The sequence below is a fragment of the Streptomyces sp. NPDC014907 genome (assembly GCF_055562975.1).
On sequence record NZ_JBVHEG010000003.1, the window covers coordinates 206,138 to 227,893 of the forward strand.

General features: G+C 70.6%; 19 protein-coding genes. 9 read left to right on the top strand and 10 right to left on the bottom strand.

Features of this window, described 5'->3' with window-relative positions; translation table 11 throughout:
- The first annotated feature begins 32 nt into the window (after positions 1 to 32).
- Positions 33 to 1,304, top strand: coding sequence for an MFS transporter (locus ACZ3IL_RS10120; protein ID WP_467388517.1), 1,272 nt, complete (start codon positions 33 to 35; stop codon positions 1,302 to 1,304).
- A 72-nt stretch (positions 1,305 to 1,376) separates the two neighbouring features.
- Here ACZ3IL_RS10120 and ACZ3IL_RS10125 read toward each other — a convergent pair whose 3' ends face one another.
- Positions 1,377 to 2,843 carry a CCA tRNA nucleotidyltransferase gene (locus tag ACZ3IL_RS10125; RefSeq protein ID WP_467388519.1) on the bottom strand — a complete coding sequence of 489 codons (1,467 nt, stop codon included), beginning with the start codon at positions 2,841 to 2,843 and terminating at the stop codon, positions 1,377 to 1,379.
- A gap of 210 nt (positions 2,844 to 3,053) precedes the next feature.
- Here ACZ3IL_RS10125 and ACZ3IL_RS10130 point away from each other — a divergent pair, with 210 nt between their 5' ends.
- The 7 genes from ACZ3IL_RS10130 to trxA all read left to right on the top strand — a co-directional run bounded on the left by ACZ3IL_RS10130 (position 3,054) and on the right by trxA (position 12,722).
- Positions 3,054 to 5,474, top strand: a complete 2,421-nt coding sequence (locus ACZ3IL_RS10130; protein WP_467388521.1) for a DUF6049 family protein — start codon at positions 3,054 to 3,056, stop codon at positions 5,472 to 5,474.
- Between the two features lie 45 nt (positions 5,475 to 5,519).
- Positions 5,520 to 7,760: a murein biosynthesis integral membrane protein MurJ gene (gene murJ / locus ACZ3IL_RS10135; protein ID WP_467388523.1), complete on the top strand. Its 2,241-nt coding sequence runs from the start codon at positions 5,520 to 5,522 to the stop codon at positions 7,758 to 7,760.
- Positions 7,761 to 7,878: 118 nt separating this feature from the next.
- Positions 7,879 to 9,567, top strand: coding sequence for a protein kinase family protein (locus tag ACZ3IL_RS10140; RefSeq protein ID WP_467388525.1), 1,689 nt, complete (start codon positions 7,879 to 7,881; stop codon positions 9,565 to 9,567).
- Between the two features lie 26 nt (positions 9,568 to 9,593).
- A complete protein-coding gene (gene sigM, locus ACZ3IL_RS10145; protein WP_467388527.1) occupies positions 9,594 to 10,298 on the top strand; it encodes an RNA polymerase sigma factor SigM in 705 nt (234 codons plus the stop codon).
- A complete protein-coding gene (locus ACZ3IL_RS10150) occupies positions 10,295 to 11,221 on the top strand; it encodes a hypothetical protein (RefSeq protein ID WP_467388529.1) in 927 nt (308 codons plus the stop codon). The genes sigM and ACZ3IL_RS10150 overlap by 4 nt, the downstream gene beginning before the upstream one ends.
- A gap of 136 nt (positions 11,222 to 11,357) precedes the next feature.
- Entirely contained in the window at positions 11,358 to 12,341 is a 984-nt protein-coding gene (gene trxB / locus ACZ3IL_RS10155) for a thioredoxin-disulfide reductase (protein ID WP_467388531.1), read from the top strand.
- A 48-nt stretch (positions 12,342 to 12,389) separates the two neighbouring features.
- A complete protein-coding gene (gene trxA / locus ACZ3IL_RS10160) occupies positions 12,390 to 12,722 on the top strand; it encodes a thioredoxin (RefSeq protein ID WP_030321223.1) in 333 nt (110 codons plus the stop codon).
- 102 nt (positions 12,723 to 12,824) lie between these two features.
- On the opposite strand, the gene ACZ3IL_RS10165 is transcribed toward trxA, so the two are convergent.
- The 9 genes from ACZ3IL_RS10165 to rpmH form a co-directional block, all read right to left on the bottom strand.
- Complete coding sequence (locus ACZ3IL_RS10165; protein WP_467388533.1) at positions 12,825 to 13,442, bottom strand: GNAT family N-acetyltransferase; 618 nt, start codon at positions 13,440 to 13,442, stop codon at positions 12,825 to 12,827.
- 159 nt (positions 13,443 to 13,601) lie between these two features.
- Positions 13,602 to 14,582 (bottom strand): ParB/RepB/Spo0J family partition protein, encoded by a 981-nt coding sequence (locus tag ACZ3IL_RS10170; RefSeq protein ID WP_467388535.1) that lies wholly within the window; start codon positions 14,580 to 14,582, stop codon positions 13,602 to 13,604.
- On the bottom strand, positions 14,579 to 15,655 hold the full coding sequence (locus ACZ3IL_RS10175) for a ParA family protein (RefSeq protein ID WP_467388537.1): 1,077 nt from the start codon (positions 15,653 to 15,655) through the stop codon (positions 14,579 to 14,581). The genes ACZ3IL_RS10170 and ACZ3IL_RS10175 overlap by 4 nt, the downstream gene beginning before the upstream one ends.
- A 237-nt stretch (positions 15,656 to 15,892) precedes the next feature.
- The gene (gene rsmG, locus ACZ3IL_RS10180) at positions 15,893 to 16,609 is read right to left on the bottom strand and encodes a 16S rRNA (guanine(527)-N(7))-methyltransferase RsmG (protein WP_467388539.1); all 717 of its coding nucleotides are present in this window, start codon (positions 16,607 to 16,609) and stop codon (positions 15,893 to 15,895) included.
- 117 nt (positions 16,610 to 16,726) lie between these two features.
- Positions 16,727 to 17,239 carry a Jag family protein gene (locus tag ACZ3IL_RS10185; protein WP_467388541.1) on the bottom strand — a complete coding sequence of 171 codons (513 nt, stop codon included), beginning with the start codon at positions 17,237 to 17,239 and terminating at the stop codon, positions 16,727 to 16,729.
- A gap of 28 nt (positions 17,240 to 17,267) precedes the next feature.
- Entirely contained in the window at positions 17,268 to 18,590 is a 1,323-nt protein-coding gene (gene yidC / locus ACZ3IL_RS10190; RefSeq protein ID WP_467388543.1) for a membrane protein insertase YidC, read from the bottom strand.
- Between the two features lie 3 nt (positions 18,591 to 18,593).
- Positions 18,594 to 18,920: a membrane protein insertion efficiency factor YidD gene (yidD, locus tag ACZ3IL_RS10195; RefSeq protein WP_053640024.1), complete on the bottom strand. Its 327-nt coding sequence runs from the start codon at positions 18,918 to 18,920 to the stop codon at positions 18,594 to 18,596.
- Complete coding sequence (gene rnpA, locus ACZ3IL_RS10200) at positions 18,917 to 19,288, bottom strand: ribonuclease P protein component (RefSeq protein ID WP_467388545.1); 372 nt, start codon at positions 19,286 to 19,288, stop codon at positions 18,917 to 18,919. The genes yidD and rnpA overlap by 4 nt, the downstream gene beginning before the upstream one ends.
- A gap of 21 nt (positions 19,289 to 19,309) precedes the next feature.
- Positions 19,310 to 19,447: a 50S ribosomal protein L34 gene (rpmH, locus tag ACZ3IL_RS10205; RefSeq protein ID WP_006381191.1), complete on the bottom strand. Its 138-nt coding sequence runs from the start codon at positions 19,445 to 19,447 to the stop codon at positions 19,310 to 19,312.
- Between the two features lie 395 nt (positions 19,448 to 19,842).
- Between rpmH and dnaA the strand changes: the two genes are divergently transcribed.
- Complete coding sequence (gene dnaA, locus ACZ3IL_RS10210) at positions 19,843 to 21,627, top strand: chromosomal replication initiator protein DnaA (protein WP_467388547.1); 1,785 nt, start codon at positions 19,843 to 19,845, stop codon at positions 21,625 to 21,627.
- Positions 21,628 to 21,756: the final 129 nt, after the last annotated feature.

Here is a 21,756-nt window from a genome sequence, read left to right on the forward strand (position 1 = left end):
GGGGGCCCTCCTCGTATGTGAGTCTTGTCGCCATGTCCGTCGTACGTGATCTGTGCGTACTCCTGCGCCTGTCCGGCTTCCGCCGCCTGCTCGCCGTCCGCCTCCTCTCCCAGTGCGCCGACGGCGTCTACCAGGTGGCCCTGGCCGCGTACGTCGTCTTCTCCCCCGAGAAACAGACCTCTCCCGCCGCCATCGCCACCGCCATGGCGGTGCTGCTGCTTCCGTACTCGCTCGTGGGCCCCTTCGCCGGGGTGCTCCTCGACCGCTGGCAGCGCCGTCAGGTCTTCCTCCACGGAAACCTCCTGCGCGCCCTGCTCGCGTGCGGGACCGCGGCGCTCGTCCTCACCGCCGCGCCCGACTGGCTCTTCTACGCCTCCGCGCTCTCCGTCACGGCCGTCAACCGCTTCGTCCTCGCGGGGCTCTCGGCCGCGCTCCCGCGGGTCGTCGACGGTGAACGGCTGGTCGTGGCCAACTCCCTCTCCCCCACGGCCGGTACGCTCGCCGCGACCGCCGGCGGCGGCCTCGCCCTCGGCGTCCGGCTGCTCGCCGACGGTTCCGACGCGGCCGTGGTGGCCTTCGGCGCCGCCCTCTACCTCTGCGCCGCCCTCGCCTCCCTGCGGATGTCCCGGGAACTCCTCGGCCCCGACCCGGACCTGGTGTCCCCCCGCCTCTCCACGGCCCTGGGCTCGACGGTCCGCGGCCTGACCGAGGGGCTGCGCCACCTCGCCGAACGGCGGCCAACCCTCCGGGCGCTCACCGCGATGGGGTTCCTGCGCTTCTGCTACGGCGCCCTGTTCGTCACCGTGCTCATGCTCTGCCGCCATGCCTGGAGTTCCACGGAGTCCGAAGGCCTCGGTCTCCTCGGCCTCGCCGTCGCCGTGTCGGGGGCGGGCTTCTTCGTCGCCGCGGTCCTCTCGCCGTGGGCGGTCCGGCGGTTCGGCCCCTTCGGCTGGATGACGGTGTGCACCGGGGCGGCGGCCGTGCTCGAACCCGCACTCGGCCTGACCTTCGCGCCCGTGCCCTTCCTCGTCGCCGCCTTCCTCCTCGGGCTCATCACCCAGGGCTCCAAGATCGCCACGGACACGGTGGTGCAGACGTCCGTGGACGATGCCTACAGGGGCCGGGTCTTCTCGCTCTACGACGTGCTGTTCAACGTCGCCTTCGTCGGCGCGGCGGGGGTCGCGGCGGTGATGCTGCCGCCCGACGGCCGTTCCGTTCCCCTGATCGCGCTGGTGGCCTTGGTCTACGGGGCGATCGCCCTGATGCTGCGCGGAGAACGCGCGCGGGGGTGGTGTTTCACGTGAAACACCACCCCCGCACCGCGCCCGGCGGGAGTCCGTTTCACGTGAAACGGACTCCCACCGGGCGGGCCGGTCTCAGTCGCGCGCTTCCCACCACTCCTTGAGGGCGGCGACGGCCCGGTCGTGCTCCAGGGGCCCGTTCTCCAGCCGGAGCTCCAGCAGGAACTTGTACGCCTGGCCGATGGCCGGGCCGGGGCCGATGCCCAGGATCTCCTGGATCTGGTTGCCGTCGAGGTCGGGGCGGATCGCGTCCAGCTCCTCCTGTTCCTGGAGCTGCGCGATGCGGTCCTCCAGGCCGTCGTAGGCCCGGGAGAGCGCGGTCGCCCTGCGCTTGTTACGGGTGGTGCAGTCCGAGCGGGTCAGCTTGTGCAGCCGCGAGAGCAGCGGGCCGGCGTCCCGGACGTAGCGCCGCACGGCCGAGTCGGTCCACTCGCCGGTCCCGTAACCGTGGAAGCGCAGGTGCAGCTCCACCAGGCGGGACACGTCCCTGATCATCTCGTTGGAGTACTTGAGCGCGGTCATGCGCTTCTTCGTCATCTTCGCGCCCACGACCTCGTGGTGGTGGAAGGAGACCCGGCCGTCCTTCTCGAAGCGACGGGTCCGGGGCTTCCCGATGTCGTGGAGCAGGGCCGCGATGCGCAGTACCAGGTCGGGGCCGTCCTCCTCCAGGTCGATGGCCTGGTCGAGCACGGTCAGCGAGTGCTCGTAGACGTCCTTGTGCCGGTGGTGCTCGTCGCTCTCCAGCCGCAGGGCCGGCAGTTCCGGCAGCACGTGGTCGGCGAGGCCGGCGTCCACGAGGAGGCCGAGCCCCTTGCGCGGGTGTGCCGAGAGCAGCAGCTTGTTGAGCTCCTCGCGAACCCGCTCGGCGGAGACGATCTCGATCCGGCCGGACATCTCCCTCATGGCCGTGACGACCTCGGGAGCGACCTCGAAGTCCAGCTGGGCGGCGAACCGCGCGGCCCGCATCATGCGCAGCGGATCGTCGGAGAAGGACTCCTCCGGTGTCCCCGGCGTGCGCAGGACCCGGGCGGCCAGGTCCTCCAGGCCGCCGTACGGGTCGACGAACACCTTCTCGGGCAGGGCCACGGCCATGGCGTTGACGGTGAAGTCGCGCCGGACCAGGTCCTCGTCGATCGAGTCGCCGTAGGAGACCTCCGGCTTGCGCGAGGTCCGGTCGTACGCCTCCGAGCGGTACGTGGTGATCTCGATCTCGAAGCGCTGAACCGCGTCCCCGACGCGGGCGTCCTTCTGGCAGCCGACCGTGCCGAAGGCGATGCCGACCTCCCACACCGCGTCGGCCCAGGGACGGACGATCTTCAGTACGTCCTCGGGGCGGGCGTCGGTGGTGAAGTCCAGGTCGTTGCCGAGCCGGCCCAGCAGCGCGTCCCGCACCGAGCCACCGACCAGCGCGAGGCTGAACCCGGCCTCCTGGAAGCGGCGGGCGAGATCGTCGGCGGCGGGGGACACGCGCAGCAGTTCACTGACCGCGCGGCGTTGCACCTGGCTCAGTGCAGTCGGGGTGTCTTCGTTGGCGTTCGGCACAACAGAAAAGGGTACGTGCCCGGACCCGCCCCGACGTCCTCGTTTCCCGGAGCGGGACCGGCGAACCGGTGCCACCGGCGGCGCGGGGGGACCACCCGGAGCAGACCCCGGCACGTGCCCCCGGTGTGCCTCGTTACCATGCCTGGACACAGCAACCGGGAGCCACCGGCACCATCGGCGCCCCGGGCAACGACGAGGACGGGCGAAGGCGTGGCCGAGGCGGCAGACATCCAGGGAACCGGTCCCTCACCTGTCCGCCGATGGCTGCGGCGCACGCTGACCGCGGCCCTCGGGGCACCGCTCCTCGCCGTACTGCTCCAGGCCCCGGCCGCCGTCTCCCCGGCGGCCGCCGCCGACGACGCCACCGGCTCGAAGACCGTCGACGTGTCGCTCGACGCCCTGTCCCCGGTCGCCCCCGTCGAGGGGGACACCATCACCATCACCGGCACGGTGACCAACCGCGGCAAGCAGGCCATCACCGGCGCGACCGTGAACCTGCGCGTCGGACCGAAGATGACCAGCCGCAGCGAGATCGAGCAGGTGGCGGGGCGCACCGGCTACCGGCGCGAGATCGATCCCCCTCCCCTGGAGGACGCCCCCACCGTCAGGATTCCCCGGCTGGGCGCCGGCCTCGGCACGGACTTCTCCCTGTCCGTCCCGGTCGCCGCGCTGGGGCTCCACGAGGCGGGCGTCTACCAGCTGGGGGTCTCCCTCATGGGCCAGACCCCGGACCGGCGCTACGACCGGGTGCTCGGCATCGAGCGGACCTTCCTGCCGTACCAGCCCGAGGCGGCGGAGAAGAAGACCCAGTTCACCTACCTCTGGCCGCTGATCGCCTCGGCCCACGTCTCGGCGGAGACCGCGACGGACGACCAGCAGACACCGGTCTTCGAGGACGACGCCCTGGCGGCCGAGCTGGAGCCGGGCGGACGGCTCGACCAGATGGTCTCGCTGGGCAAGGACCTGCCCGTCACCTGGGTGATCGACCCGGATCTGCTGGCGACCGTCGACGCCATGGCGAACGGCTACCGCGTCAAGGACGGCACCCTCCACGTCCCCGGGACCCACCAGGCCCTCGCCGAACGCTGGCTGGACGCGCTGGAGAAGGCGGTCCAGGGACGCAAGGTCGTCGCCCTCCCCTTCGCCGACCCCGACCTCGCCTCCCTCGCCCACCGCGGCAAGGACGTCCCCGGCTCCCTGGGGCACCTCCAGTCGGCGACCGCCGTCGCCGGGATGACGGTCGAGACCGTCCTGCACGTCCAGCCCTCCACCGACTTCTCCTGGCCCGTCGAGGGGGCCGTCGACCCCGCCGTCGTGGCGGTCGCGACCTCGGCCGGCGCCGACAAGGTGATCGCCCGCAGCGACAGCGTCCGTGACGAGCTCCCCTACACGCCCACGGCGGCCCGCCCCCTCGGCGACGGCAGCACCACGGCCGTCGTGAGCGACGCGCTCCTGTCCACCGCCTTCGACGGGGACATGGTCCGCACGGAGGACTCCACGCTCGCGGTCCAGAAGTTCCTCTCCCAGTCCCTCGCGGTCACGCTCGAGCAGCCGGAGAACCAGCGCAGCATCGTCGTCGCCCCCCAGCGGATGCCCTCCGTCGCCCAGGCGCAGACCATGGCCACCGCCCTGCGCGGCCTCTCCGGACGGCGCTGGACCCAGCCGTCCGACCTCGTCGCGGCGGCCTCGGCCAAGCCGGACCCGAACGCCTCCAGCGTGGTGCCCGCCGGCTCGCGGTACCCGAAGGAGCTGCGCGACCGGGAGCTGCCCGTCCTGGCCTTCCGCGACATGAAGTCCACCCGGGACGCGCTGAACGACTTCAAGGTCATCCTGACGTCGCCGGACCGGGTGGTGACGCCGTTCGGCAACGCGATCAACCGTGAGATGTCGATCTCCTGGCGCGGTCGGGCCCGGGCGGCCGCGATCTACCGGACCGACGTTCTGGAGGACCTGCAGGGCCTCAGCGAGGGCGTCCAGCTGGTCGACAAGTCGGACCTGACGCTCTCCGGCCGCAGCGCGACGATCCCGGTGACCGTCCAGAACAAGCTGCTGCAGGGCGTGGACCACCTCGTGCTGCGCCTCTCCTCCAGCAACAAGAGCCGGCTGAAGCTCGACGGCGAGAGGGTCGCCGGGCTCCCCGTGAAGATCGGCGCCGGGCACAGCCAGTCGGTGAAGTTCACCGCCACGGCCAGCGTCAACGGCCAGGTGCCGATGACGGCCCAGCTCTACACCGAGGACGGCACCCCGTACGGGGAGCCCATGAGGTTCACCGTGAAGGTCTCCGAGATCACACCGACCGTGATGCTCGTGATCGCCGGCGGCGTCCTCCTCCTCGTCCTCGCCGGTGTACGGATGTACAGCCAGCGCAAGCGCGTGGCCGCCCGGAACGCCGAGGCCGAAGAGGCCGGGAAGGCCGAGGAAACGGGAAAAACCGGCTCCGCCGGCGAGGCCGGGGAGAGTGGACCGGACACGGAACCGGACGCCGGACCGGACGCGGAATCCACCACCGGGACGAGCGCCGCACCGGAGGATTCCGGAGCGGACGGAGCCGAGCAGGCGAGTGACCCGACACCGGACACCGGGCCCGAAAGCGGCGACCCGTCGGCCACGGGTGAGAAAGTGGACCGTTGAGCGATGTCGTGGCCGGTCGGCCGGGGACGATGAGGTGGGGTAACCATGAACGCGCCGTACGACGGTGACCGCGGCCAGGGCGCGGGCGGCACCGTGCCGTCCGATGGGACGCCCGCGGCGCCTTCCGGTTCCGGCCACCCGCCGGTGCCGCCCGCGCAGCAGGGCGCTCCCGCTCCGCAGGACCCCTCCGCGCAGTACCCGCCGGAGCAGGGCCCCTACGCGCAGAATCCCTACGCCCAGGACCCCTACGTCCAGGACGCCTTCGCGCACGACCCGTACCGGGCCCAGGACCTCTCCGCCCAGGACCCGGTGGCCGAGGCGCTCTACGACCGGGCCGCGCACCCGCCACCGCCGCCCGGGACCTACCAGGACCCGCAGGCGCTCTACCAGCAGCCGTCCGCGTCCCCGTACGCCCCCGACCCCCGGGTGTGGGCACAGACGCCGGCGCCGGAACCCGACGGCCCCTCGCGCCACCTGCCGTACGGCGACGACGCGCGCACGGTCCAGTTCACCGGCGTCGACGACCTGGTGACCCGGGCGAGCGAGGAGGCACCCGCACCGGACGCCTTCGCGCACCTCTACCGGGACCAGCAGCTGTCCGGCCAGGTGCCCCCGCCCGCCCCGGAGCCGGAGCCCCTGCCCGCGCCCAAGAAGACCGGCCGGGCCTCCGGGCTCCTCAAGTCCAGCGCGGTGATGGCGGCCGGCACCCTGGTCTCCCGGCTGACCGGCTTCGTCCGCAGCCTGGTGATCACCGGCGCGCTCGGCGCGGCCCTGCTCGGCGACACCTTCACCATCGCCTACACCCTGCCGACGATGATCTACATCCTCACCGTCGGCGGCGGCCTCAACTCGGTCTTCGTCCCCCAGCTCGTCCGCTCGATGAAGAACGACGAGGACGGCGGCGAGGCCTACGCCAACCGCCTGCTCACCCTGGTCATGGTGGCGCTCGGCCTGATCGTCGCCCTGGCGGTCTTCGCCGCGCCCCTGCTGGTCCGGCTGATGTCGAACACCATCGCCGACGACGCGGCGGCCAACAGCGTGGCCGTGACCTTCGCCCGCTACTGCCTGCCCACGATCTTCTTCATGGGCGTGCACGTGGTGATGGGCCAGATCCTCAACGCCCGCGGCAAGTTCGGCGCGATGATGTGGACCCCGGTCCTCAACAACATCGTCATGATCGTCACCTTCGGCCTGTTCATCTGGGTCTACGGCACGTCCGCAGAATCCCACATGGGCGTGCGGACCATCCCGGACGAGGGCATCCGCCTGCTCGGCGTCGGCACCCTGCTCGGCCTCGTCGTCCAGGCCCTGGCGATGATCCCGTACCTGCGCGAGACCGGCTTCCGCTTCCGTCCCCGCTTCGACTGGAAGGGCCACGGGCTCGGCAAGACGGTCAAGCTCGCCAAGTGGACGGTGCTCTTCGTCCTCGCCAACCAGGCGGGCGTCCTGGTCGTCACGCAGCTCGCCACCGCCGCCGGCGAGGAGTCCGGGAAGAACGGCGCCGGCTTCCTCGCCTACTCCAACGCCCAGCTGATCTGGGGCATGCCGCAGGCCATCATCACGGTCTCCGTCATGGCCGCGCTGCTGCCGCGGATCTCCCGCGCCGCCCACGACGGCGACCCGGGCGCCGTCCGGGACGACATCTCGCAGGGCCTGCGCAACTCGGCCGTCGCGATCGTCCCGGTCTCCTTCGCCTTCCTCGCGCTCGGCGTCCCGATGTGCACCCTGCTGTACGCCTCCAGCGGCGTCGAGGCCGCCCAGGGCATGGGCTTCATCCTGATGGCCTTCGGTCTCGGCCTGATCCCGTACTCCGTCCAGTACGTCGTGCTCCGCGGCTTCTACGCCTACGAGGACACCCGGACGCCCTTCTACAACACGGTCATCGTCGCCGCCGTCAACGCCGCCGCCTCGGCGGTCTGCTACGTCGTCCTGCCCGCCCAGTGGGCCGTGGTGGGCATGGCCGCCTCCTACGGGCTCGCCTACGCCGTCGGTGTCGGCATCGCGTGGCGCCGCCTCCGCAACCGGCTGGGCGGCGACCTGGACGGCACCCACGTGATGCGGACCTACGCCCGGCTCTGCATGGCCTCCGTGCCCGCCGCGATCGTCGCCGGCGTGGTCGGTTTCGGGCTGCTGAAGCTCCTGGGCGAGAGCGCGCTCGGCTCGCTCGTCGCCCTGGTCTTCGGCGGGGCCGCCCTCCTCGGAGTCTTCTTCGTCGCGGCCAGGCGCATGCGGATCGCGGAACTGAACACCCTGGTGGGCATGGTCCGGGGCCGCCTGGGACGCTGATCCCCGGGACTCCGCACAACCATCGGCGGGGGCCGCGTGTCGTGCATGGCGTCCGACTGTGGGCACAATTGGCTTGGCTGTGGGATGTGGCGCAACGATTGGGGAGGCAGGAACGACGGTGGCGGAACGTAGCACGGCTGCCGTCGACGTGGCCGACAACAGCGGTGACGACCCGCTGACCGCGAAGGCGGGCAAGGCCGCGGCCGACGGGGTGGCGGAAAAGCAGAAGACGGCGGAGAAGACCGCCGAGGCCACGGAGAACGAGGCGGGCGAACGACAGAGCGGCGAACAGCCTTCCCTCGTGGTTCCGGAGTTGCACAGCGGCCACAAGCTGGCCAGGCGCTACCGGCTGGAGGAGTGCGTCACCCGGCTGGACGGTTTCAGCAGCTGGCGCGCCGTCGACGAGAAGCTGCGGCGTGCCGTCGGGGTCCACCTGCTGCCCGCCGACCACCCCCGCGCGCGCTCGGTCCTGGCCGCGGCCCGCTCCTCGGCCCTCCTCGGCGACCCCCGGTTCGTACAGGTCCTCGACGCCGTCGAGGAGAACGACCTCGTGTACGTCGTGCACGAATGGCTGCCCGACTCCGTCGAACTGACCGCCCTGCTCGCGCTGGGCCCCCTGGACGCCCACGACGCCTACCAGCTCGTCAGCCAGGTGTCCCAGGCCATGGCCGCCGCCCACCGCGAAGGCCTCTCCCACCTCCGGCTCACCCCGAGCGCGGTGCTGCGCAGCTCCACCGGCCAGTACCGGATCCGGGGCCTGGCCGTGAACGCCGCTCTGCGCGGCATCACGGCCGAGCGCCCCCAGCGCAGCGACACCGAGGCCATCGGCGCCCTGCTGTACGCGGCGCTCACCCAGCGCTGGCCGTACGAGAACGACGCCTACGGCCTCTCCGGGCTCCCCAAGGGCGTCGGCCTGCTCCCGCCCGACCAGGTCCGCGCGGGTGTCCACCGGGGCCTCTCCGAGATCGCCATGCGCGCCCTCGTCAACGACGGGGCCACCGCCTCGCGCCAGGAGCCGCCCTGCACCACCCCGGACGAGCTGGCCAGGGCCGTGGCCGCGATGCCCCGCGTGAAGCCGCCGGAGCCCGAGTTCACCGCCCCGCCCGAATACCAGCGCACGACGTACCAGCAGGGAACGTACGGCCGCCAGCAGCCTCCGGCGGCCACCCAGCCCGTCGCCGTCCCGCCCCCTCCCTTGCAGAGCCGCACCGGCAGGGCGCTGAAGTGGACCGTCTCGGCCCTGCTGATCGCCGCTCTGGGGCTGGGCAGCTGGCAGATCGCCGACCGGCTCCTGGGCCCGAAGGAGACCCCGGAGAACCCGGCCCCGGCACCGACGGTCATGTCCGACGAGAAGCCGGCCCCGCCCGAGCCGGTCTCCATCTCCTCCGCACACGACTTCGACCCGCTGGGCAACGGCGCGGAGAAACCCCAGGCCATACCGAACGCCTACGACGGCGACCCCAGCACCTTCTGGCACACCGACAGCTATTACAGCGCCGATTTCGGCAAGCTGAAGAGCGGCGTGGGGCTCGTCCTGGACCTGGGCAAGGCCAGGAAGGTCAGCTCGGTCGACCTCTCGTTCCTGGGGAGCACCGCGGTGGAACTGCGGACCGCTCCTGCCGACGCCACTTCGGCGCCTTCCCTGCCCGACCGGTTCACCCGCCGGGCGTCCGGGTCCGGCGACAACGTGACGCTGAAGCCCACCGCGCCCGTCACCACCCGCTACGTTCTGATCTGGCTCACCGAGCTGCCCGCCAACGACGGCGGTTTCCGCGGCAAGCTGAGGGAAATCAAGATCCTGGGCTGACGACCGCACAGGGAGGGGGCTCACCGTTGGACGAACCGACAGACGAGGCCACCGACGACCGGGAGCTCCTGGCCCGACACGTCGCCGGGCACCCCGATGCCTTCGGTGAGCTCGTACGGAGACACCGCGACCGCCTGTGGGCCGTGGCCCTGCGGACCCTGGGAGACCGCGAGGAGGCCGCTGACGCCGTTCAGGACGCCCTCCTCTCGGCGTTCCGGGCCGCCCACACCTTCCGCGGACAGTCGGCCGTCACGACCTGGCTCCACCGCATCACGGTGAACGCCTGCCTCGACCGGGCGCGCAAGTCCGCCTCCCGCAGGACCTCGCCCGTCGACGACGACGATCGCTTCGAGCAGCTCCTCGACCCCCACGAGTCCGCGGAGGCGCCCGTGGAGCGCTTGGACCTCCACCGCGAGGTCCTTGCCGCGCTCGCCTCGATCCCCGCCGACCAGCGGGCCGCCCTCGTCCTCGTCGACATGCAGGGATACCCGGTCGCGGAGGCGGCCCTTATCCTCGGCGTTCCCTCCGGGACCGTGAAGAGCCGGTGTGCGCGCGGCCGGGCGCGTCTGCTGCCGATGGTCACTCATCTGCGCGCGGACACCGCGAGTAGCCGGGCCGCCGAAGGGGGAAGGAACCGGACGCCGGGGACATCCGTCCCACCGGCGCCGGGTCCGACGGACACCGGATCGACCGATCCAGCTGCTGTGAAGGGCGGAGGTGGGCGCACGTGACTTCCGCGGCCGACAAGGCTGACACCACACAGCACCCGGACGTCTCGGAGATCTCCGACCTGACCGAGGGGCTTCTCTCGCCGAGCCGGTCGGCGGCCGTGCGCCGGCATGTGGGGGACTGTTCCCTCTGCGGGGACGTGAAGGCTTCCCTGGAGGAGATCCGGGGTCTGCTCGGCACTCTGCCCGGACCGCCCCGGATGCCCGCCGAGATCGCCGGCCGGATCGATGCCGCCCTCGCCGCCGAAGCCCTCCTCGACGCCACCTCGCCGGGCGACGAGAAGAGCACGCCCGTTTCACGTGAAACATCGCGCCCTTCCGAGAAGGGAGCGCCCGCTCCGGGCGCGGACCGTCCCGCCGGGCGCCCCCGGGCCGCCACCGGACCGGGCCGCGCCGGCTCGCCCCGCCGACGCCGGGTCGCCCTGCTCACCGCGGTCGGTGCCGCCTTCGGAGCCGTGGTCCTCGGAACGGGCCTGTACTTGAGCCAGGCGGACCCCACGACGACCGGAGGGGTCGCGACCGGTGCGAAGAAGTCCGGGGCGTCCGCCGAGGCCGCTCCGGGTTCCTTCTCCGGATCACCGGTCGGGGACCGGGTCCATGACCTCCTCGCCGGGAAGAGGGCCACGAGGACCCCTCAGGGCGTCGCGCCCGAATCGATGGCCTCGGACGCCGGGACGGTGACCCCCCGCCGGAGCAGGGACGGAGGCGTCCCGGACTGTGTCCTGGCCGGCACCGGCCGCACCGACGCGGTACTGGGTCAGGAGAAGGGGGAGTACCGGGGAACGCCCGCGTACCTGCTCGTCCTCCCGGACTTCGCCGACTCCACACGGGTCCGGGCCTATGTGGTCGACGCCTCCTGTGCCGACCGGCCGGCGGGCGGGGCCCCCGCCGAAGTCCTCCTCAGCCGGACGTACCCCCGCTCCTGACCCGCTTTCCTCCCCGTCCACGTGCCGCGCGGCGCTCCCGGGAATGCACGCCCCTTAGTATCCGTTGGGTGGGGTGAGCGACCGAGACAACCGTCCCCCTGGCAGTGGCAAGTCCGCAGAGACGAGGAAGAAACCCGTGAGCGACGTCCGTAATGTGATCATCATCGGCTCGGGGCCCGCGGGATACACCGCCGCGCTCTACACGGCCCGCGCGTCGCTGAAGCCCCTGGTCTTCGAGGGCGCGGTCACCGCTGGTGGCGCCCTGATGAACACGACCGAGGTCGAGAACTTCCCCGGCTTCCGTGACGGCATCATGGGCCCGGACCTGATGGACAACATGCGGGCGCAGGCGGAGCGCTTCGGCGCCGAGCTGGTTCCCGACGACGTCGTCGCCGTGGACCTCACCGGTGAGATCAAGACCGTCACCGACACCGCCGGCACCGTGCACCGCGCCAAGGCCGTGATCGTCACCACCGGTTCCCAGCACCGCAAGCTCGGCCTCCCCAACGAGGACACGCTCTCCGGCCGCGGTGTCTCCTGGTGCGCCACCTGCGACGGATTCTTCTTCAAGGACCAGGACATCGCCGTCGTGGGCGGCGGCGACACCGCGATCGAGGAGGCCACCTTCCTCTCGCGCTTCGCCAAGTCCGTCACGATCGTCCACCGCCGGGACACCCTGCGCGCCTCAAAGGCCATGCAGGAGCGCGCCTTCGCCGACCCGAAGATCTCGTTCGCGTGGGACAGCGAGGTCGCCACGATCCACGGCGATCAGAAGCTCAGCGGCCTGACCCTGCGCGACACGAAGACCGGCGTGACCCGGGAGCTTCCCGTCACCGGCCTCTTCATCGCCGTGGGCCACGACCCCCGGACCGAGCTCTTCAAGGGCCAGCTCGACCTGGACGACGAGGGCTACCTGAAGGTGGCCGCTCCGTCGACGCGTACGAACCTCCCGGGCGTCTTCGGTGCCGGCGATGTCGTCGACCACACCTACCGCCAGGCCATCACGGCCGCCGGTACCGGTTGCTCCGCCGCCCTCGACGCCGAGCGGTTCCTGGCCGCCCTGGCCGACACCGAGAAGGTCGCCGAGCCCGAGAAGCTGGCCGAGACCCCCGTGGTCTGACCCCTGCCCGCTCCCCATCCACACCCCCGCGAGATCAAGGAGGCCGCTGTGGCCCTCAAGACTGTGACCGACGCTTCCTTCGAAGAGGACGTCCTCAAGAGCGACAAGCCCGTCCTGGTGGACTTCTGGGCCGAGTGGTGCGGCCCGTGCCGCCAGATCGCTCCGTCGCTGGAGGCCATCGCCGCCGAGCACGGTGAGATCGAGATCGTGAAGCTCAACATCGACCAGAACCCGGCCACGGCCGCGAAGTACGGCGTCATGTCCATTCCGACGCTGAACGTCTACCAGGGCGGCGAGGTCGTGAAGACCATCGTCGGCGCCAAGCCGAAGGCGGCCATCCTGCGCGACCTGGAAGGCTTCGTCGAGCCCACCAAGGCCTGATGCCTTCACTGTTTCACGTGAAACGTTCGCATGAATGTCTCACGTGAAACGGAAGCGGCCCGCCCCCGACGGGGCGGGCCGCTCTCGTGTTCATGAGGGTGATCAGAGGGGCCGCAGGGCGGGCTCCTTCTGTACGGCGCCGAGCAGTCGGTCCAGGGCCATCTCGACGTCCTCCTTCCAGGAGAGCGTCGTCCTGAGGTCCAGCCTCAGGCGGGGGAAGGCGTGGTGCGGTCTGACGGTCTTGAAGCCCACGGCCAGCAGGTGGTCGGCCGGCAGCACGCAGGCCGGTTCCTTCCAGCGGGCGTCCCCGAACGCCTCGATCGCCTTGAAGCCCCGTCTCATCACGTCCTTCGCCACCGTCTGCACCATCACTCGGCCCAGCCCCTGCCCCTGATAACCCGGCATGATCCATGCCGTCATCAGCTGGACGGCGTCCGCCGCGACGGGGCTCGTCGGGAAGGCGGTCGATCGGGGCACATAGGCCGGCGGGGCGTAAAGGACGTAACCGACCGGCACCTCGTCCACATAGACCACACGGCCGCAGGAGCCCCACTCCAGGAGCACGGCCGAGATCCAGGACTCTTTCTCCACCTCCGGACGGCCCGACTCCACCGCGGCCTCACCGCTGACCGGATCGAGCTCCCAGAAGACACAGGAGCGACACCGCTGGGGGAGGTCCGGAAGGTTGTCCAGCGTGAGCGGTACGAGCCGTCGCCCCACGGCCGATCCTCGCTTCCCTCGCCTTCGCGCACGGATACTCCTCCTGGAATCGTATCGACCGGGCGATCGGGAAGACACCGCATACGGGCAAAGGGCGGGTCGCGCTCCGGGAGACCGGAACACGGCCCGCCCCGCGGCGGTACCGGTGAGGTGCGGGCGTCAGCCCGCCGCGCTCTGCTCGGCGCTCTTCTGTTCCAGGACCCGTCCCTCGCCGGGAGCCAGGGTGGTGAGGATGCGCTCGAGGTCGTCCATCGAGGCGAACTCGACGACGATCTTCCCCTTCTTCTGCCCCAGGTCGACCTTCACCCGGGTCTCGAAGCGGTCGGAAAGCCGGGTGGCCAGGTCCGTGAGGGCGGGCGAGACCCGGCTTCCGGCACGCGGCTTCTTCGGCTTGACCGCCTCGGCGGGCTCCCCGGAATCCATGAGGCTCACGATCTCCTCGACCGTGCGCACCGAAAGGCCTTCGGCGACGATCCGGGCGGCCAGCTTGTCCTGGGCCTCCTGGTCCTCCACACCGAGGAGGGCGCGCGCGTGGCCGGCGGAGAGCACCCCGGAAGCCACGCGGCTCTGCACGGGGGGAGAGAGGCGGAGCAGACGCAGCGTGTTGGAGATCTGCGGACGGGAGCGGCCGATGCGGTCCGCGAGCTGGTCGTGGGTGCAGCCGAAGTCCTTGAGCAGCTGCTCATAGGCGTGTGCCTCTTCGATCGCGTTCAGCTGAGCCCGGTGGAGGTTCTCCAGGAGGGCGTCCAGGAGCATCTTCTCGTCGTCGGTCTCCCGGACGATCGCCGGAATCCGCTCGAGGCCCGCCGTCGTGGAGGCCCGCAGACGGCGCTCGCCCATGACGAGCTCATAGCGGTCGTCGTCGATCCTGCGCACGACCACGGGCTGGAGCAGACCGACCTCCTTGATGGAGGCGACCAGCTCCGCGAGGGCGTCCTCGTCGAAAACCTGACGCGGCTGGTGCCGGTTCGGCACGATGGCGTCGATCGGGACCTCGGTGAAGTACGCCCCGGCGGGGGGCTTCGGCTCGGCCGTCTTCACCGCCCCGGCCCACGCCACCGCCGACTCGGGAGACGGAGCGCTCTGCGGGATCAGCGAACCGAGCCCCCGCGGCCCCAATCCCCTACGTCGCTCACTCACTGAATTCCCTCCGACATGCTGCGCTGATGGTTCTGGTACCCCACACGTGCGTGCTGGGCGTCGTAGTTCACGGCGACGCCCCGGAGGGCGATCTCACGAGCCGCTTCGATGTACGACAGGGCACCACTGGAACCCGGATCGTAAGTGATCACCGTCTGCCCGTAGCTCGGCGCCTCCGAGATGCGGACGGACCGGGGAATGCTGGTCCGCAGCACCTCTTCGCCGAAGTGGGTGCGCACCTCTTCGGCGACCTGTGAGGCGAGCCTCGTGCGGCCGTCGTACATGGTGAGCAGGATCGTCGAGACATGGAGGGCGGGGTTGAGGTGCCCCCGGACCAGCTCGACGTTCTTCAGGAGCTGGCCCAGGCCTTCGAGGGCGTAGTACTCGCACTGGATCGGGATCAGGACCTCGGCCCCCGCCACCAGGGCGTTGACCGACAGCAGTCCGAGCGACGGCGGGCAGTCGATGAGGATGTAGTCCAGTGGCTGTTCATAGGCCTGGATCGCCCGTTGGAGGCGGCTTTCGCGTGCCACCAGCGACACCAGTTCGATCTCCGCGCCGGCCAGATCGATGGTGGCGGGGGCGCAGAAGAGCCCTTCGACGTCCACCACGGGCTGCACCACTTCGGAGAGCGGCCTGCTGTCCACGAGGACGTCGTAGATCGAGGGGACATCGGCGTGGTGGTCGATGCCGAGCGCCGTGGAGGCGTTTCCCTGGGGGTCCAGGTCGATGACCAGGACGCGGGCGCCGTGGAGGGCCAGGGACGCGGCGAGGTTGACCGTCGTGGTCGTCTTGCCCACGCCGCCCTTCTGGTTGGCGACCACCATCACGCGAGTCCGGGCCGGGCGGGGAAGCCCCTCGCCGGCACGGCCCAGTGCCTCCGCCGCCAGGTGGGCAGCGCGTCCCGTGGATGTGTCGTCCATCGGGGGCGGCGTTTCACGTGAAACGTCTTCCCCCGCCGATTCGGTGCGGGGACCGGGGACCGGGTCGGTCATCGGTCCCGCGATGTGGGCGTCGGACCGCAAGGATTCACTCTCCTCGGCTTCGGGCTCGCGATGAAGAGAGCCTGCCATGCTTTCGGGGTCACGAACCAGCGAGGTAGGTGGTTCTGTGGATGAATCCACCTCTGTGGACATCTCCGCCACCCTCGCGGGCGGGTTCACACGGGATCGGCGTTCCCGGGGTGCGGTGACCGCGCGGCCGCGGTTGATGATCCCCTGCAGCAGTGAGCGATGTTTCACGTGAAACACCATGCCCCTGCCGTCCGACCAGGGCCGGACGACACTCCGAAATGGTACGTAGGGGACGCCTCAGCGGCGGCGGCGGGTCTTGCTCGTGCGGGCGGCCTTGGCCCGCTTGGCCGCGAACCGCACGCCGCCGGGGCTTTCCCCCACCTCGACCCGCACGACCGTGGACAGGGGGTCGACGATTCCCTCGCCCACCTGCAGCACCGAGGTCGCCACCACACCGAGCCGGGAGAGCGCGGCGCGCGCTCCGTCGAGCTCCTCCTGCGCGGTGTCGCCCTTGAGCGCCAGCATCTCTCCGTAGGGACGCAGCAGGGGGACGCCCCAGCCGGCCAGCCGGTCCAGCGGCGCCACCGCGCGAGCGGTCACCACATGCACCGGGGTGATCTTCCCGAGCATCTCCTCCGCGCGTCCCCGGACCACGGTCACGTGGTCGAGCCCGAGCAGTTCGACGACCTCCTGGAGGAAGTTCGTACGGCGCAGGAGCGGTTCCAGGAGCGTGATCTTCAGGTCCGGCCGGACCAACGCCAGCGGAATGCCGGGGAGTCCGGCGCCGGAGCCGACGTCGCAGACGGTGACGCCCTCGGGGACGACCTCCGAGAGAACGGCGCAGTTCAGCAGGTGGCGTTCCCAGAGCCGCGGGACCTCGCGCGGTCCGATCAGACCGCGCTTCACACCCGCGTCCGCGAGGAGCTCCGCGTACCGCACGGCCTCCGGGAAGTACTCGCCGAAGACTGTCCGCGCCTGCTCCGGCGCCTCGGGGAGCTCCGCTGCCTCCGTCACGGGAACCGTCCTTCCGTACCGCACCCGTGGGTGCGAGCGCACTGTGGTGGCTGAGTGTTCAGGCTGACAAAGATCGGCCCCGCCTGCGAACAGACGGGGCCGAGACTACGTGAGGGGTCAGGCCGGGAGCACGACGACGAAGCGCTGCGGCTCCTCGCCCTCGGACTCGCTGCGCAGACCGGCGGCGGCGATCGCGTCGTGCACGACCTTGCGTTCGAACGGCGTCATCGGGTCGAGCTTGACCGGCAGGCCGCTGGACTTCACGTCGGCGGCGGCCTTGGCACCCAGCTCGGCGAGCTCGGAACGCTTCTTGGCCCGGAAACCGGCGATGTCGAGCATCAGGCGGCTGCGGTCACCGGTCTCCCGGTGCACCGCCAGGCGGGTCAGCTCCTGGAGCGCCTCCAGGACCTCGCCGTCACGGCCCACGAGCTTCTGGAGGTCGCGGCTGCTGGAGTCGCTGATGATCGAGACCGCGGCCCGGTCCGCCTCGACGTCCATGTCGATGTCGCCGTCGAGGTCGGCGATGTCGAGCAGGCCTTCGAGGTAGTCGGCCGCGATCTCGCCCTCCTGCTCCAGGTGGGACAGGGTGTCGCCACCCTTGGCGGCGGCGGAGGTGGTGCCTTCCGTCACGGACGGGCTCCTTCTTGCGTCGGGTGGCTTACTTCTTGGAGGACGGGTGCTTGGGCCGCTGCTGGCCCTTGCGCTGGCCGCTCTTGCCCTGCTGGCGGGAGCCGCCGGAGTTGGCGCGGCTCGGACGCGCGGGCTTGTCGGCCTGGTCCTCACTCTTCGCGCCGCCCGCGGTGCCGGTCCCGGCCGGGTTCTCGGGCTTCTTCTCCAGCGAGGTGGACGGCTTCGCGTCGGCCGGCTCGGAGGCTTCCTCCGCGTCCTTCGCCACGGCCTGCTGGGCCGCGGCCTGACGCTGGGCCTTGGTCTGGCGCTTGGGCTGCTGGCGCCTGGCGACGGCCGCGCCCTCCGCCTCGGCCGCGATCGTGTCGCTCTTGACCACCGTGCCGTCGGGCTGGGCGGCGAAGCCGGCCTTGGAGAGGCCCGCGAAGAAGCGGCGCTCGTTCTCGTTCCGGTCTCCGCCCTTGGCGACGATGACCTTGACGATGTTCTTCCGGCGACGGCCCCGGACCTCACCGTGGTGGACGACGCTCTTCAGGAGGCGCTGGAGGTAGGCGTCCTGGGCCTTGCTGCCCGGGGTCGGGTTCTGGTTGATCACGTACATCTGCTGGCCCATGGTCCACACGTTGGTGGTCAGCCAGTAGACGAGGACACCGACGGGGAAGTTGATGCCCATGACGGCGAAGATCACCGGGAAGATGTACATGAGCATCTTCTGCTGCTGCATGTACGGGGTCTTCACCGACAGGTCGACGTTCTTCATCATCAGCTGGCGCTGGGTGAAGAACTGCGAGGCCGACATCAGGATGATCATCACGGCGGTGACGACGCGCACATCGGTCAGCGAGGCCTGCAGCGCGGAGACCTTCTCGGCGCTGTCCGTGAACTTGGCGGCCAGCGGAGCACCGAAGATGTGGGCCTGGCGGGCGCTCTCCAGGAGCGGGCCGTCGATCTTGCCGATCTCCTTGCCCGACGCGATCGCGGAGAGCACGTGGTACAGGGCGAAGAAGAACGGCGACTGCGCCAGGATGGGAAGGCACGAGGAGAGCGGGTTGGTGCCCGTCTCCTTGTACAGCTTCATCATCTCTTCGGACTGACGCTGCTTGTCGCTCTTGTAGCGCTCCTGGATCGCCTTCATCTTCGGCTGGAGCGCCTGCATGTTCCGCGTCGACTTGATCTGCTTCACGAAGAGCGGGATCAGGCAGATGCGGATCAGCACCACCAGGGACACGATGGAGAGACCCCAGGCCCAGCCCGTGTCGGGGCCGAAGATCGCCCCGTACATCTTGTGGAACTGGACGATGACCCAGGAAACGGGCCAGGTGATGAAGCTGAACAGACTGGCAATCGTGTCCACTAATCAGGCTCCTTGAGCATTGGGCGAGGTCTCTGCGGCCGGGCTCGTCTCGGCGGTGGACCCGCCCTTGTCGCCGCGCAGCGCGTTCCTCAGCATTTCGTGCCAGCGGGGGCGCTTGCGCGGGGGAACATGGTCCACGCCGCCGGGCGACCACGGGTTGCACCGCAGGATGCGCCAGGCGGTCAGGGCTGTGCCCTTGATCGCGCCATGCCGGTCGATGGCCGTGAATCCGTAGCGGGAACACGACGGGTAGTACCGGCAGACGGGCCCCAGGAGGGGGCTGATCGTCCACTGGTACAGCTTGATGAGGGCCAGCAGCGGGTACTTCATCGCGTGCCCCCTCCCAGGAGCCGCTGAAGAGCGGCGTCCAGGTCTCGGGCCAGCTGTGCGTGATCGGCGTCGCCGGCTCCGGGCAACGCCCGTACGACCACCAGGCTACCGGGGGGAAGCCCGGGGAGACGGTCGCGGACGAGATGGCGCAGACGACGCTTCACCCGGTTGCGGACGACCGCGCCGCCCACGGCCTTGCTCACGACGAAACCCGCACGCGTCGGGGGAGCGCTCTCCCCAGGCGCGTGCGGGTCCGTTGCACCGCTGCGTAGGTGGACGACGAGGAGTGGGCGACCGGCCCGGCGTCCTCGACGTACCGCGGTGGCGAAGTCCTCGCGCCGCCTCAGCCGATTCTCGGTAGGCAGCACGTCATGACCTGTTTAAGTGGATCAGGCGGACAGGCTCGCGCGACCCTTGCCACGGCGGTTCGCCAGGATGGCGCGGCCGGCACGGGTACGCATGCGCAGGCGGAAACCGTGGGTCTTCGCACGACGACGGTTGTTCGGCTGGAAGGTGCGCTTGCTCACTCGGGGGCTCCAGAAATGATTCGGGTGGTGGCGGGACATCGCCTGGCTGTCACCGTGCGCCCACGAGAAGCTCGCAATACGCCCGAGTGCACCGCTTCGCGACCACGGAACGTGATCTTTGCCCATCGGAGGCAGGCGGCAGCAGCCATCGACAACTCGACTTGGTTACGGTACGCGTGGCTACGCCATCCGGTCAAACCGGCCTGTTGCCTTCCCCCATTGTGCACAGGCTGTGGACAACAACTTGAACCGTGTCAGTCGACCCGACTACCGTGGGCGGACTCCACAATCTTTTCCGTTCTGTCCTCACCTGTCCCGACGGACCGGTCCTCCGGACTTCGATCCACCGTCCCCGAAAACCACACCATCGTGGGACCTGCGAGAAAGCGTGCCGCGTGGCTGACGTACCTGCCGATCTTGCCGCAGTGTGGCCGCGGGTCCTGGAACAGCTCCTCGCCGAGGGCCAGCAGGGCATCGAGCCCAAGGACAAGCAGTGGATCGAGCGCTGCCAGCCGCTCGCCCTGGTCGCCGACACGGCTCTGCTCGCCGTGCCCAACGAGTGGGGCAAGCGCGTCCTGGAGGGCCGGCTCGCCCCGCTGATCAGCGAGACCCTGAGCCACGAGTGCGGCCGGCCGATCCGGATCGCGATCACCGTCGACGACTCGGTCGGGGAGCAGGCGCCGCCGGCACCCCCCGCACAGCAGTCGCAGCGGTCCCGCTACGACGAGCGCGACCGCTCCGAGACGTACGAGAAGTACGAGGGCTACGGACACCGGCCGATGCCCGACGACGGGCTGCCGGCCGCGCGCCCGGCCTACCCGGACTACTCCTCCCCGCAGCGGCCCGATCCCGGGGCCTGGCCGCGCGCCCAGGAGGACCTCTCCTGGCAGCAGCCGCGGCTCGGCGGCTACCAGGAGCGCGCCCCGTACACCGGTCCCGAGCAGCCCCGGCAGACCCGTTACGACGAGCCCTCGCGCGGCTACGAGCAGCAGCGGCCCGAGCGCGCCGAGCTGCCCGAACCGCAGGGCCACGGCGCCCGCCCCGGCCCCCGGCCGGGCGGCGGCCCGGTCCCCGGCTCCACGGGCGTCCCGGGCGGCGGGCACGGCTCCTCGTCCTCCGGACAGGGCTCGGGCGCCCCGGGCGAGCAACACGCGCGCCTGAACCCCAAGTACCTCTTCGACACCTTCGTCATCGGTTCCTCGAACCGGTTCGCGCACGCGGCCGCCGTCGCGGTGGCCGAGGCGCCCGCGAAGGCGTACAACCCCCTCTTCATCTACGGGGAGTCGGGCCTCGGCAAGACCCATCTGCTGCACGCGATCGGGCACTACGCGCGGAGCCTCTACCCGGGCACGCGCGTGCGGTACGTGAGCTCCGAGGAGTTCACCAACGAGTTCATCAACTCGATCCGCGACGGCAAGGGCGACACCTTCCGCAAGCGCTACCGGGACGTGGACATCCTGCTCGTCGACGACATCCAGTTCCTGGCGAGCAAGGAGTCGACGCAGGAGGAGTTCTTCCACACCTTCAACACCCTGCACAACGCGAACAAGCAGATCGTGCTCTCCTCGGACCGGCCGCCCAAGCAGCTGGTGACCCTGGAGGACCGGCTCCGCAACCGCTTCGAGTGGGGACTCACCACCGACGTGCAGCCGCCCGAACTGGAGACGCGCATCGCGATCCTCCGCAAGAAGGCGGTGCAGGAGCAGCTCAACGCCCCGCCGGAGGTACTGGAGTTCATCGCCTCCCGGATCTCGCGGAACATCCGTGAGCTGGAGGGCGCGCTGATCCGGGTCACGGCCTTCGCGAGCCTCAACCGGCAGCCGGTGGACCTGGGGCTCACCGAGATCGTCCTCAAGGACCTGATCCCGGGCGGGGAGGACAGCGCCCCCGAGATCACCGCTCCCGCGATCATGGCCGCCACCGCCGACTACTTCGGCCTGACGGTGGAGGACCTCTGCGGTTCCTCGCGCAGCCGCGTGCTGGTGACGGCCCGGCAGATCGCCATGTACCTGTGCAGGGAGCTGACGGACCTGTCACTGCCCAAGATCGGCGCGCAGTTCGGCGGCCGCGACCACACGACGGTGATGCACGCGGACCGGAAGATCCGTGCCCTGATGGCGGAGCGGCGCTCCATCTACAACCAGGTCACCGAGCTGACCAACCGCATCAAGAACGGCTGACGCGGGCCGCCAAGGCCGCGTGGGGCGCTCCGGGACACCTCCCGGAGCGCCCCTTCGGCGTTTCCGGGGCCGGGGCCGGTTCTGAGAGCCGGCCCGGATCAGCGCCGGACCGTTTCCGGGGGTCCCGAA

What these genes read in the sequence shown, in the direction of transcription:
- ACZ3IL_RS10120 (WP_467388517.1), top strand. Translation starts at nt 33, where the DNA reads ATGTCCGTCGTACGTGATCTGTGCGTACTCCTGCGCCTGTCCGGCTTC.
- murJ (WP_467388523.1), top strand. Translation starts at nt 5,520, where the DNA reads ATGAACGCGCCGTACGACGGTGACCGCGGCCAGGGCGCGGGCGGCACC.
- ACZ3IL_RS10175 (WP_467388537.1), bottom strand. Translation starts at nt 15,655, where the DNA reads ATGGCAGGCTCTCTTCATCGCGAGCCCGAAGCCGAGGAGAGTGAATCC.
- yidD (WP_053640024.1), bottom strand. Translation starts at nt 18,920, where the DNA reads ATGAAGTACCCGCTGCTGGCCCTCATCAAGCTGTACCAGTGGACGATC.